The 13,564-nt window shown below is 63.0% G+C and carries 8 protein-coding genes and 1 pseudogene; all 9 read right to left on the bottom strand.

Features of this window, described 5'->3' with window-relative positions:
- Positions 1-3 precede the first annotated feature (3 nt).
- Positions 4-3,558 carry a type VI secretion system contractile sheath domain-containing protein gene (locus ACXAHG_RS12165; protein ID WP_475057737.1) on the bottom strand — a complete coding sequence of 1,185 codons (3,555 nt, stop codon included), beginning with the start codon at positions 3,556-3,558 and terminating at the stop codon, positions 4-6.
- 384 nt (positions 3,559-3,942) lie between these two features.
- A pseudogene (tssB, locus tag ACXAHG_RS12160) lies at positions 3,943-4,440 on the bottom strand (type VI secretion system contractile sheath small subunit); the annotation flags it as partial.
- Entirely contained in the window at positions 4,433-5,287 is an 855-nt protein-coding gene (locus tag ACXAHG_RS12155) for an ion transporter (protein WP_475045500.1), read from the bottom strand. The pseudogene tssB and the gene ACXAHG_RS12155, both read right to left, overlap by 8 nt.
- A 68-nt stretch (positions 5,288-5,355) precedes the next feature.
- Positions 5,356-6,603 carry a hypothetical protein gene (locus ACXAHG_RS12150; protein ID WP_475045499.1) on the bottom strand — a complete coding sequence of 416 codons (1,248 nt, stop codon included), beginning with the start codon at positions 6,601-6,603 and terminating at the stop codon, positions 5,356-5,358.
- A 35-nt stretch (positions 6,604-6,638) separates the two neighbouring features.
- The gene (gene tssH / locus ACXAHG_RS12145; RefSeq protein WP_475057624.1) at positions 6,639-9,362 is read right to left on the bottom strand and encodes a type VI secretion system ATPase TssH; all 2,724 of its coding nucleotides are present in this window, start codon (positions 9,360-9,362) and stop codon (positions 6,639-6,641) included.
- Position 9,363: 1 nt separating this feature from the next.
- Positions 9,364-10,419: a type VI secretion system baseplate subunit TssG gene (gene tssG, locus ACXAHG_RS12140; protein ID WP_475057621.1), complete on the bottom strand. Its 1,056-nt coding sequence runs from the start codon at positions 10,417-10,419 to the stop codon at positions 9,364-9,366.
- The gene (gene tssF, locus ACXAHG_RS12135; RefSeq protein WP_475045495.1) at positions 10,383-12,260 is read right to left on the bottom strand and encodes a type VI secretion system baseplate subunit TssF; all 1,878 of its coding nucleotides are present in this window, start codon (positions 12,258-12,260) and stop codon (positions 10,383-10,385) included. Before tssF ends, tssG begins: the two co-directional genes overlap by 37 nt.
- Positions 12,260-12,757, bottom strand: coding sequence for a type VI secretion system baseplate subunit TssE (gene tssE, locus ACXAHG_RS12130; RefSeq protein ID WP_475045494.1), 498 nt, complete (start codon positions 12,755-12,757; stop codon positions 12,260-12,262). The genes tssF and tssE overlap by 1 nt, the downstream gene beginning before the upstream one ends.
- Positions 12,750-13,553 carry a type VI secretion system accessory protein TagJ gene (locus tag ACXAHG_RS12125; protein ID WP_475045493.1) on the bottom strand — a complete coding sequence of 268 codons (804 nt, stop codon included), beginning with the start codon at positions 13,551-13,553 and terminating at the stop codon, positions 12,750-12,752. The genes tssE and ACXAHG_RS12125 overlap by 8 nt, the downstream gene beginning before the upstream one ends.
- Between the last annotated feature and the right edge of the window lie 11 nt (positions 13,554-13,564).

Raw genomic sequence — 13,564 nt, 5'->3', positions numbered from 1 at the left:
GCATCACAAATCATCCAAAAGCGCGGCGAGGTCCGCATCCATTTCATCATCATCCCCATCACCGCTGTCGTCATCATCCCCAAACGACGACAACAAATCGTCCAGATCTCCAAGGCCATCGTCCTCCCCGCCATCGCCTTCGAAATCCAGATCATCCAGGCCGAGATCGTCCTCATCGTCTCTGCCCGAATCCAAATCAAGATTCAGGTCTTCGTCCTCTTCGCCACCCGCCGCAGGCAGTTTGGGTTTAGGCAACCCGCGCGGGTCCGGGGGCGAGGGCTCCGGCGCCGGCAACCCGGTCCAGGGCCCCAGGATCTCGCTGCCCTTAAGGGAGTTGAAGGACGTGAGCCGCACCTCGTCCCGCCCCTTGACCGCACTCACCGCCATGAACCCGCGTTCCTGCGCCAGCGCGATCTTGTCCAGATCGATGTTGCGCTCGGTGCAGGGCAGCGCCACCTGGTCGCCGAACTTGTCGTTCACATAATGATAGGGCATCCCACCCAGGGACATAATTTTACCCAACTGCAGCGACGGCCCGTGTTCCGTGAACGACCGCCCCAGCAGGATCGCCACCAGCACCACCGGATTGGCCCAAAGCATACCCTTCAGGCCTTCCGTTTCGGTAAACTCCTCGAAATCAAACTCATAGCAGGGATCGGTTTTTTCGCCATAAGGCCGGCGCAGCAGGAACCGCGGGCTGGCCAGCCCCAGATGGCCTGCCTCCGCCATGCCCTGAAGCGTGTCCCAGGCCTCCGTCACCAGCTTGGGCCGCTCCGCCTTGGGCGTTTTCAGGAACTCCGGCGAAATGGAGGCAAAGAAAGGCGCGTCCACATGCGCCGCCACCCGCGCGATCCGGCCCAGCAATTCGGCATGCGGCGGGGTCTCCTCAAACTGATACATCCCGATCAGCGCCGAATAGCCGCCGCGCCCGCTCTCCTCGTCCAGGGGTTCCTCGGTCAACAGCCGCACGAAACCGGTCTTGGACAGGTCGTCTTCGGCCGCCAGATCCGCTGCCAGCTCCTCTGCCGAGATGTCATACAGCATCACATCCAGCGTATCGTCCGCCTCAATCGAGCGCGCCATCAAGTCAATCGAGCGCCATTGCGCCTCGACCGATTGGAATTCCGGGTGATGCAGCACCAGCCGCATCGCATCGGACAGCGCCTCGTCCACCGCCTTTTGCATCGCGGTGACATCCGGATCCGGCAGCGCCCGGATATGCGGCCCGACGACGCGTGCCAGCAGGTCCTCCACCGGCGTGGCCGGGCGCGGGCTAATGCCGGCATCCCCGATCAACTGCTGAAACGCACTCAGCCGCTTGTCCGCCGGCACCGAATTCCCAGCTGAAGTCCGCTTCGGTGCCCGGGCCTTGGTGCCGAATTTCTCCGCCCAGGCCTTCAGCGATTTCGCCGCATGATCCGCGGTCGCGCCGCTCTGCAGCTGCTTGCGCAGGCCGACCAGCTCGGCAAACAATTCCACGTTTTCATACAGCTCATCCGGATGCAGCCCGTCCAGATCCTCCAGCTTGACCGCAATGCCCGCACCATCCTTGCCGATCGGCAGCACCAGCTCGGTGGCAAAGCTCTCGATCACATCCTCAACCGTGTCCGGATCCAGCAGCACCGCCTTGCGCGCCGCCAGCGCATCGCCAGTCTCGATCTGCCCTTTGGCCGCGCGGCCCGAAAAATCGCCCAGGACAGCAATCCGGAACCGCTTGCGCTCCAGCTTTTGCGGCTCGGGCCGCTCCGCGCTCATGGTGCCATAGGCAAACTCCGGCTCGTCTGAGGCTTCGGCCGCTGCCGCCGCTGCAGGCTCATCGCCTCCCTCGTCCAAATCTCCCAGGAGCGCATCCAGATCGCCGCCGCCTGCCTCAGCGGTATCCTCGTCGTCTCCGCCAAGATCGCCAAGCAGTTCGTCCAGGTCCAAATCCCCGCCGTCACCGCCCATCAGGCTGTCCAGATCCGCATCCGCGTCCCCCAGCCCGCCCAGCAGCGCGTCGAGATCATCTTCGGCGCTGTCCGCCTCCTCTGCCGCTTCGGCCTCCACCTCTTCGCCAAGACCTGCCAGCAGGCTGTCCAGATCGCCGTCTTCTTCCTCATCGCTGCCCAGATCGCCTAGCAGGTCATCCAGGCTAGCGTCCTCCTCGTCCGCGTCCTCATCCAACCCGCCAAGAAGCGCGTCCAGATCATCCTCGCCAGCGTCCCCGGCCCCGCCGCTGACGTTGTCCTCCAGACCGCCCAACAGCGCATCGAGATCGTCACCACCGTCTTCTTCGGCGGCCTCCTCATCTGCCAAAAGCGCATCCAGATCAGAGTCTTCGTCCTCTTTCTCCGCGTCCAAACCGCCGAGAAGATCATCCAAGGTGCTGTCTGCCCCGCCCTCAACTGCTGTTTCCTCCCCCAAGGCGCTCAACAGCGTATCAGAGCCGTCCGCAGTCTCCTCCTCTGCATCCAGACCGCCCAGCAGGCTGTCCAGATCGTTCTCCTCATCCGGCCCGCCGGCGAACAGCGTGTCCAGATCCTCGTCACCGCTGTCCGCATCCTCCGTGCTGCCAGCCTCGGCAAGGCCTGCCGGCACCTCAACGGACTCATCTTCGGCATCATCTTCCGGCGCATCACTGTCCAGGTCCGCAAGCAGATCCTCCAGCCCGCTGTCTTCACCTTCGTCTTCCGGCGCAGCGTCCAGCAAGCCCTCAAGAATATCCTCCGCGCCATCCTCTCCCGCGTCCTCAAGCTCAACACCAACCAGGCTCTCCAGTGCATCCTCCAAGTCTTCACCGTCTTCAGCCTCCTGCACCGCGGCCCCCGCCAGGCTCTCCAACGCAGCGCCGGAAAAATCTTCGTCGTCGGTGGCATCCGGCTCCAGCCCGGCCAATCTCTCGAGAATATCCGAGTGGTCTTCCGAATCCGGCTCTTCAACTTCAGCAGCGGCCAGGCTTTCCAGAGCGTCATCCGCCGCGGTGTCTTCAACCTCCCCCACAGCAGCCTCTGCCAAATCACCCAAGACGCCGGAGTGGTCCTCTTCCACGGCCTCCTCAATCTCGACAGAAGCCAGGCTTTCAAGCGCATCGCCTGTGGCGGCATCCTCTGCCTCCGGCACTTCCAGGTCCGCCAAGGCATCCAGAACGCCAGAGTGATCCTCTTCTTCCGCCTCGCTCACCTCAACCGCCGCAAGGCTCTCCAGCGCCGCATCCGCGGTATCTTCTTCCGCGGCCGCTTCCACTTCCTGCGCCGCCAGCCCGGCGAGCACATCGCCCGAAGTGTCTTCTTCCTCCGCAAGGGTTTCCGCCTGCGCCAATCCTTCCAAGACAGCGCCCGTCTGATCTTTCTCTGCAGCTTCCGGAACTTCAACGCCCGCCAGTGCGGCCAGCGCCTCGCCGGCTTCATCGGCCGGGTCTTCTTCGTCCGGTGCCGCGGCGCTCAAGCCCGCCAGCACATCCGCCGAACCATCATCCGCCACTTCCTCTGCAGGCTCCGCCGCCCGCAACCCGCCCAGCACGCTGCCGGAGGCATCTTCCGTTTCGGTCTCCTGCGGCGCTTGGGCGGCAAGCCCCTCCATCACCGCAGCGGAGGTGTCTTCCTCAACAGTCTCCTGAACCTCAGCCGCAGCCAGCGACGCCAGGGCATCCGCGGCCTCATCCGACAGGTCTGTGTCCTCAGGTGCCGCCGCACTCAGACCCGCGAGCACATCCGCGGAGGTGGGTTGCGGCGCCGCAACTTCCGGCACGGCAGAGCGCAACCCTTCCAGCACATCTGCCGACGTATCCTCCTCTGCCTGCTCCTCAGGCGCCGCCTCGCGCAATGCATCCAGAACACCGTTCGCGGTGTCCTCAGCGGCTGTCTCCTCCGGCGCCTGCGCCGCGAGGCCTTCCAGAACATCACTCGTGGTGTCCGCTTCTTCCTTCGGCAACTCCAGATTGCGCAGGCTGTCCAGCGCCGCTGCACTGTCCGCGTCCGCCGTAGGTGCCGACACCGCCGCCAGCAGCGACGGGTCGTTCAGGATCGTCTCGATCAGCGTCTCGGCCCCGGTCTTGCCGTCCATATAGGCCATCAGGTTCTGCAGCTGGGTGCGCGCCTCCAGCAGCGGGCGCAGCGCATCTACCTTGGCGGCAATCGCACCGGGCGCGAAATCCGCCATGCTCTCAAACGTCAGATCCACCGCCAGATTGCCCTCGCCGGTCAGCGTGTTGGGCACCGTGAAGGCCGCCCGCGGGGCCAGGCCCTTCATGCGTTCGTCGAAATTGTCGACGTCGATCTCCAGGAACTTGCGGTCGGCCACCGCGGGCTGCTCGACCGTGGATTTGCCAACCAGATCGCTCATCACCCCCATCACAAAGGGCAGCTGCACCTTCTTCTCGGCGCCGTATAGCTCCACGTCATATTCAATCTGCACCCTTGGCGCCCGGTTGCGGGCGATAAACTTCTGAGAGCTGTCAGCCATTGCCCTGCCCTTTCAACTCGGCCAGCTCAGCCCGCAACGCCTTGATCTCCTCATGCATCTCCCGGACATGCTCATCCACCACATCCGTTTCCGATTTCACCAGATCGCGCAGCTTTTCAAACTCCGCCTCCTGGTCTGCCTCCACCGCAGACTGCATGGTGTTGACCAAAAGGCCGATGAACAGGTTCAGAACTGAGAAGGCGGTGATCACGATGAAGGGCACAAAGAACGACCAGGCCAGGGGGAACTCTTCCATCACCGGGCGCACGATGCCCATCGACCAGCTTTCCAGTGTCATGATCTGGAACAGCGAATAGAGCGACCGGCCCAGCGTGCCGAACCATTCGTCAAATACCTGCCCGTACATCATCGTTGCCATCACGCCAAAGACATAAAACACGATGGAGATCATCACGATCACCGCACCCATGCCCGGCAGCGCATCCAGCAGAGCCTGCACCACGGCGCGCATTTGCGGAATGACCGACAGCAGCCGCAACGCCCGCACCACCCGCAGGCCGCGCAGCGCCGACAGGCCTTCATTGGCCGGGAACAGGCCGAAAGACACCACAACCAGATCAAAGATATTCCAGGCCGACGAGAAAAACCGCAGCCCGTAGGCAAACAGCTTGAGCGCCAGCTCCAGCACAAAGACCGCCAGCACGAGACGATCGATCACATCCAGCAGACCGCCCGCATGGGCCTGCACAGCAGCTGATGTGCCCAGCCCCAGCGTAATCGCGTTAAAGATGATAATGCCGAGAATGGCATTGGTCACCGCTTTGCGTTCCACAAACGCCCGGGCACGGTCCTGGAGGGTCACTCCGCCTTGCGTGCTGCTGTCCAAGGTTTCACTCCACTTGGTCTTCGTCAGATCCGCCAGGCGCCCCGCAGCGCCCGGCAGAGATTTCGAGCTCAGGCCGCGTCGAACACGGTCCCGTCCAGCACCTTGCTGGTGATCTTGTCATAGGCATAGCCGCCCACTGCGCCGCCCACGCCCAGGGCCAGGTCCTTGGCGCCGGTGGCAATTGAGTTGCCATCGATCGGCGCAGTTGCCAGTGCGGCGAATTTTAACGCCTCGCGGAACACTTTCAGCGCCTTCGGATCCTTGATCGTCAGCGCCTTCACCCGCTTCATCAGGTCCTTGATATTGTTGGCCCAGCCGCGGGCATCGGCATACATGATTTGGATCTTATCGATGGCGTTCTGAACCTCGGCGTAGTTCTTGGCCAAAGCTGTATCCAGCGCCTTGCTGATCATCACCAGCTGCGTCTTCTTGTCCTTGACCGGGTGCTTCTTCAGCTTCTTGCCGACCTCGGCCAGGAATTCCTTCTTCAACTTGTCCTGTTCCTTCAGGATCTTGTTCAGGTTCTTCGACAGGTCATGCATTTTGACGACCATCTGGGCATATTTCGCCTTCAGCGTATCCGCCGCATCCTCCACCGTCTTTACCGAGGGCTGCGAAATGCCCAGGAACTCCTGAAACACCGCCGCAGACACCTCGTTTGTGGCATTCAGCGCCTTGTTTGATGCCGCCTTTTCCACCACAGCGAGGTTCTTCACCAGGATGGTCTTGGACTGGTCGATGTTGATCGCCAGCTTGCCGATATCCTTGGCCAGCGTGACGCCGGACTTGATCAGGCCGATAATGCCAAATGCCGCCCCAGCACCGCCTGAAAACGGCGAGGTCGCCATCGCTGCGATGCTCACCGCCAGACCGGCCAGCGTGCCTGCGATGGACACGCCCACCTTGATCTTGAACTTGGACCATTCCTTCTTTTTCTTTTGAAGATTGCTCCAGGCCTTCTGCGCTGCCAGCTCCGCCGCCTTCTCGCCGACCTTGATGTCGTTCTTGATGGCGTCGTTCAGCCCTTTCAGCTGCTTTTCCATCGTTTTCTTGTCGGCGCCCTTATTGGCCATTTCCACAAAGGCCTTGTCGAACACCTTGCACTTCTTCTCGATGGTCTCGCGAGTTTGATCGAAAACCTCACTGGCGCCTGCGTGGAATTCCTGCTGCAAAAGCGGGTCTTTCTCGACCCCCTTCTCCATCTTCTTGTCCAGCTCGACCACAACCTTGAAGGACAGTTTGGGCGGATCAACCATCTCCAGCCCCGACGCCTTTATGTCGACGTTCTTCATGTCCATGACAACGTGTTTAACCATCAGATTTCCTTCCCACTGTTTACGCTTGGTCGCGATCAATCAAAGGCGTATGTGAACTCCCCGTCATTGACACCGATCGCGACTTTTTCGACTTCCGCGCCTTCCATAAGCCGGCGCAGGAATTCGTTTGAAATCTCCGGCAGCATGGTGTTGGTGACAATCGCGTCGATCATCCGCCCGCCGCTGTCCAGTTCCTGACAGCGGTTGACAATCTCCTCGACCACGGCCCCGGTGTATTCAAACGGCACCCCATGCGCCTCCTGCACCCGTTTCTGGATGCGGCCCAGCTGCAGCTTGGTGATCTCGCCGATCATCTCCGGGCTGAGCGGATAGTACGGGATCGCCACCAGACGCCCCAGCAGCGCCGGCGGGAAGACTTTCAGCAGCGGATCGCGGATCGCTTTCGCCATGCCCTCCGGGTCCGGCATCAGCTCGGGGTCGGAACACAGGTCCATGATGGTCTCGGTGCCGACATTGGAGGTCAGCAGGATCAGCGTGTTCTTGAAGTCGATGATGCGGCCCTCGCCGTCTTCCATCACGCCTTTGTCGAACACCTGGAAAAAGATCTCATGGACATCCGGATGCGCCTTCTCGACCTCATCCAGCAGCACCACCGAATAGGGCTTGCGCCGCACCGCCTCGGTCAGCACCCCGCCCTCGCCATAGCCGACATAACCCGGAGGCGCGCCTTTCAGTGAGCTGACGGTATGGGCTTCCTGGTACTCCGACATATTGATGGTGATGACGTTCTGTTCCCCGCCATACAGCACCTCTGCCAGCGCCAGCGCGGTTTCGGTCTTACCCACGCCGGAGGTGCCCGCCAGCATGAACACGCCAATCGGCTTGTTCGGATTATCAAGCCCGGCGCGGCTGGTCTGGATCCGCTTTGCGATCATCTTCATCGCGTGATCCTGGCCGATCACCCGCTGCGCCAGCCGCTCTTCCAGGTTCAGGATGGTCTCGATCTCGTCCTTGACCATGCGGCCCACCGGGATACCGGTCCAGTCACCGACAACCGAGGCCACCGCCTGATGGTCGACAATCGGCAGGATCAGCGCGCTGTCGCCCTGCAGCGTTTCCAGCTCCGCGTTCTTGTCCTTCAGCTCCTGCATCAGCTTGGCGCGCTCTTCATCCGACAGCGGGCTGTCAGAGGCGCCCTCCGCAGCGTCGTCCCCAGCATCCGGAGCAGCATCCACGGGCGCGGCCCCCTCTCGCAGCTTGGAGCGCAGTTCCAAGATGCCTTCGACAACCGCCTTTTCCTTGTCCCAGCGCTCGGTCAGCCCGGCCAGCCGTTCCTCCTCTGCAGCCTTGGCGGCCTCAACCGCCTCACGCCTGTCGGCAACCTCATACCCTGCAGTCTCGTCGCGGCCGATGATCTCAAGCTCGGTGGTCAGCGCCTCGATCCGGCGCTGGCTGTCGTCGACCTCAGCCGGCACCGCGTGCTGGCTCACCGCCACGCGGGCACAGGCGGTATCCAAAAGGCTTACCGACTTGTCGGGCAGCTGCCGCGCCGGGATATAGCGGGCCGAGAGGCTGACTGCCGCCTCGATCCCCTCATCCAGCACCTGCACCCGATGGTGGTTTTCCAGCATCGAGGCAATGCCGCGCATCATTAGGATCGCCTTCGGGATATCCGGCTCATCGACCTTGACCACCTGGAAGCGGCGGGTCAGCGCCGGGTCCTTCTCGATGTACTTCTTGTATTCGGCCCAGGTGGTGGCGCCGATGGTGCGCAGGGTGCCGCGCGCCAGCGCCGGTTTCAGCAGGTTGGCCGCGTCGCCGGTGCCAGCCGCACCGCCAGCACCCACCAGCGTGTGGGTTTCGTCCACGAACATCACAATCGGCGTCGGGCTCGCCTGCACCTCGTCGATCACCTGGCGCAGGCGGTTTTCAAACTCGCCCTTCATGCTGGCACCCGCCTGCAGCAGGCCCACGTCCAATACCAGCAGACGCACATCCTTCAGCGCAGGCGGCACGTCGCCGCGCGCGATCCGCAGGGCAAAACCTTCGACCACCGCAGTCTTGCCGACGCCTGCCTCACCGGTCAGGATCGGGTTGTTCTGCCTGCGGCGCATCAGGATGTCGACGATCTGGCGGATTTCCTCATCCCGGCCCACGATCGGGTCGATCTCGCCGTTGCGGGCCTGTTCGGTCAGGTCGGTGCAAAACTGCTCCAGCGCCTCGCCCTTGCCCATCGCGCCCGGCGCCATCGAACCGGACGCCTCGCCCGGTTTCGCCCCGCCGCCGGTCACATTGGAACCGTCCTGCGCGCCCAGCTTTTCCTCAGGCGAGCCATCGGTGGCCTCGTGGAAGTTATCGGCCAGATCATCAGCCCCAATCTTCGCCAGCTCCGGCGACATGTTTGACAGGATGTTGCGCAGCGCAGGCGTCTTCAGCATCCCCAACAGCAGATGGCCGCTGCGCACCTGGGAGGAGGAATAGAGCAGCGAGCCCCAGACCCAGCCCCGTTCCATCGCGTCCATCAGATGGTCTGACAGATCCGAGATCGTCGACGCCCCGCGTGGCAGCATGTCCAAAGCACGGGTCAGCTCGGTCGCAATCTTGCCCGCATCCAGATCATAATGCTGGATGATCCGGTGCATGTCGCTGTCCTGCTGCGCCAAGAGCTGATGCATCCAATGCACCAGTTCCACATAGGGGTTCCCGCGCATTTTGCAGAACACCGTTGCGCTTTCGACGGCCTGGTACCCCAGCTTGTTCAATTTGCCAAACAGCGCCACGCGGCTGATCTCGGTCATTTCAAATCCCTCCCTCTACTCGCTCTTCAGCCCCGGCGCCTAATCCCGGGTACAGGTACAAATCACTCGCGTCCGGCTGATCCGCATCCGGGTCGGGGCGCGAGCGCACCCAGCTGGTATGCCCCAGCCGCGTGGTGCCGCCCAAGGATGCCCGCGGCACCTCGTCGCCCGCCAAAATCAGGTTGACGTCCCAATCCAGCACATCGCCGGCATAAGACCGCACAATGGCACGCAGCCGGTCCAAGGCCGCGCCGCCCGGCAGCAGCCGTTCATAATCTTCCAGCTTCAGTGGCCCGATGCGGATGCGGAACTTCGCACTGCGGCTCCACACCTTGTCACCGATGCTAGTGGTCTGCCCCAGCCCGCCATAGCCCAGCTGCCAGCGGTCATCCGGCTCCAGCTCCAGCCAGCTGCCGATATATTCCTCCAGTTTGACGGGCACTTCAAAAAACGCCGACAGGATCGACACCAGCCCCTCCGCATTCTTGGCCCCCTTTGCCAGATGGCCCGCGAAATGCAGCTTGGCCAGGTCCGGCATGTCGTCCCGGTCACCAAATTTAAAGCCGTTGTAGCCGATCAGCGAGGACACCTTGCGCGCCATCGGATCATCCGCCCGGTCAAAGCTGACGGCGGGCGAACCTTGCGTCCAGGCGCGATAGAGCAGGCTCATCAGCCGGTGCGTCAGCATATCGGCAAAGGCCACCATTGTCAGGTCGCGGTGGTTGCGCTTCCTGTCGCGCGCGTATTCGGTCAGATGAAGCGGCAGCGGGCCTTGCGGCCCGAACAGCCCGAAGAACCGGTTGGTCAGCACCGCCGGCTTGCCCCCCTCGGCCGGTTTGAACGCCGCAATGGTCGAGGGCGGGAACGCCAGTTCGGCCTCCTGCCCCAACCGCAGCCGGTCCTGCCGCGGGCGGCGGCTTTCGCCTAGGCGCGGGGCATCATCGAAATGCGCCTCCAATACCCTCAGGGCCTGAAAAACATGGTGCTTTTCAGGGTCCATGGCCAGCCGGCCATAGAGGCTCAGATCATCCGGCCGAGGCCCTTTTCCGGTCGCCATCTGGCAATTTCCCCGCGTTTTTCGGTTTTCAGGACGGTCTCCGTGAACGAGTTGATACTGGCATAGCCGCGGAAGAACCGCTCCAGCACGGCCCCCAGCGCATAGATATTGCTGCCCTCGAAGTAGCTCTCGTCAAAGCCCAGGGTGATCTCCAGCCCCCGCACCGCGGTGGACAGCACCTCATCGCTCATCCGCCGCACGATGGGCCGGGCACCGACAGACAGGATGCCTTCCAGCTGCTTTTCCGTCACCCGGTCGCCCAAGGGTGCATAGAGCCCGACCAGCTCACGCAGCGCCTCCGCCGACTGGCCCTTGCCGGTCTCGGCAATCGAAACATAGTTCAGGCTCAGATGCGAGATCAGCCGCCAGGCAGTGTCGCCCTGCGCCAGCGTCGGATGCGGGCGGGTGGGGGAAACCGGCAGCGTCACCTTGCTCACCGGGCCGCCTTCGGGCAGGTGGAAGACGTCGTCATTGCCGGTGGCCAGCAGCATCGGCAGATCGCGGTTGGTGCACAGCGCCTTGACCGCCAGCTGCTCCAGCCCCGCCGAATACGGTGCCTGCGCCCGGTCAACCAGGGTCAGGAACACCTCCGATCCCAGGTAGGAGCTGCGCACCCCGCGCAAGCGTTCCTTTTCCGACCGCTGCCGCATCCGCCGCTTGACCGTGTAATAGGCAGGGTGGCTTTCACCCGCGGCAGTGAAATCATTGGCAGAATAGAACGGACGGAAGACCACGTCTTCCTCCCCCTCGCCGCTGATCCCGGTCACGCTTTGCAGCGCGTAGATTTCAAAATCGAGGCCCGCGGTGCGGTTCGGGATCACATGATGCTCGGTATCAATCGGCGAAATCCGCACGCGGTCGCAGCGTTTCTCGAACAGGTTCACAGCCGGCACCGCGTTCAGCTTGAACACCTCTGGCACCACGATCGGCGCGATCTCCGGCATCCCCTCGCGCAGCAGGATATAGAGGTCAACTTCATTGCCCTCGGCCCTTTGCAAACCCGCAGCCAACCCCTGCAGCTCGACAAAGCGGAACCGTTCCGGCATCGCGAAATATTCCTGCAGCAGCCGGTAGCCGTCGTAAACCCGGCGCGGCAGCGGCAGCAGTGCTTCCTCCGGGCTGAACCCCTTCTGCACCACCTTGGCGCCGCGCAAGGGCAGCTGCCAGTCCGCCCGCCGGTCAGTGGAGCGCGCCACGATCCCTTGCACCTGCGTGCACAGAAGTTCCAGCAGCGGCCAGCTGTTGCCCGCCTCGCCGGTCAGGTACAGTGACAGCTTGTCCATCTCCAGCTTGCTGATCGGGTCGCCGTCGATCCGCTTGATCCGCAGACGGATCCCCGCCCGCGCGTCATATCCGGTAGCAACCCCCGCCGCCACCAGCTCGCCGCGGCCGTCGATGTACTGCGCCTCGGCGATCTCGATCGGCCACATGGTCAGATCGGCAGAGGTGCGGAACTCGCACGGCGTCTGCTCGCCCTCGGTCAGCCGCGACCGCAGCGTCGATCCGCGCTTCAGCACATAGCCGCTTTTCACCGCCGAGTTCGCCACATCCGGCTCAAACGCCGCGATCATCATTGACGGCGTCGGCGCCAGGTAGTGCGGATAGATGATCTCCAGCAGGTTCGAGGTGAAATTCGGATACTGCAGCTCCAATTCCAGCTGCACCCGTGCAGTCAGAAAGGCGGCGCCTTCCAGCAGCCGCTCCACATAAGGGTCAAGAACCTCAACCCCTTCCATGCCCAGCCGTGCCGCAATCTTGGGATAGGCGGCAGCAAACTCCGCGCCCATATCGCGCAAGTAGTTCAGCTCATTCTCATAGTGGATCAGCAGCCGTGTATCCATCACATGGCCCTTTCCATTTCCACTTCGCCGGTGGTCAAATCAACCTTGCTGCGCAAATAGAGCTCCAGCGGCATCGGCTGCGCCCACATATCGGCTCGGATCTCCAGCCCCACGGTCATCTCGGTCGCGTCGGTGCCATCCTGCAGCCGCACATCGACAGAGCCTTCGATAATCCGCGGCTCATAGGTGGCAATCGCCTGCTTGATCGACCGCCGGATCGCCTCTGCTTTCTCGGAGGTCGAGGCTTCGCCCGCCACCTCAACCAGCCCGTAGTTCAGCACCGAAGCCGAGACCGCCGGGTATCGTTCTGCGTCGAAATGGCTTTCGACATTCTGGGTGTTCAAAAGCCAGGACAGATCGCGCTGAATGATTTCCCGCAGCCGCATCAGATCAATCACCCGGCTCTCGCGGGTTTCCTTCTGGTCGCCGGGTGCATTGTCGGTCAGCCGGTCCAGCAGCGACGGCTGCAGGCGCTCGGCCAGTGTCTTGTCAGCCATTCTCTTCGCCGTGCCCATCCATCCGGAGTGTGCGCACGTCCATGATGGCAATGTCCTCATCGCCGATCGCCAGCAGCCGCTGGCCCAGACCGGTATAGGTTTCCTCGCCGGCATCCTGCCACACGGTGGCCCGCGCCAGCATCGACAGCCCGTCGGCCTTCTCGCTGCCCGGATAGCGGGTCGGGATCATCGCCGCCACCGCACCGCCGCCCGCCAAGGTCAGCGTGCCGGCAGTCCAGACCGCATCGCGCAGGTCGCTCGGCTCTTCCGCCTCGAACGAGACGATCTTGGAAAACGGCAGCCAGTAGTATTTGCCGTTGATCACCGCCTCCAGCACCGGCCCCAGCCGCATGTCTGCGTCCGCAATCCACTCGAACCGCTTGCCGTTCACCTCGCCGGGGCTGGCCGGCGCCGCATCAAAAGCCTTGGCGCGCAGTTCGGCGGCCTCCTTCGGGTTGCCGGTTGCCAGCAGTTTCTGCGCCTCGATCAGATGCGCCAGCCACTCCTCCGGCTCGCCCAGGATCAGCGGCGACTTCTCACCGGCGAACACCTTCTCGCGGTAGACCTCGCAGATGATCGCCTCGCGGTAGGCTTGCGCCATCACCGTGGCGCCTTCATCCAGCCCCGCCGCTGCCTTCAGCTGCGCGATTGCCCGGTTCCAGTCGCCCAGCACACACAGCAGCTGAAACAGGAACACCCGCAGTTTCGGATTGCTCGCATCCGCGCGGATCTTGGCTTGCAGCGCCTCCAGCGCCGCCTTGGGATCACCAGCTTTCAGATGCTCTTCGGGGGTCATGGGGCCTACTC

Source organism: Leisingera sp. ABD4_442 (assembly GCF_056160905.1).
The sequence above is the reverse complement of the archived record's forward strand: the minus strand, read 5'-3'. Positions and strand labels throughout refer to the sequence as shown.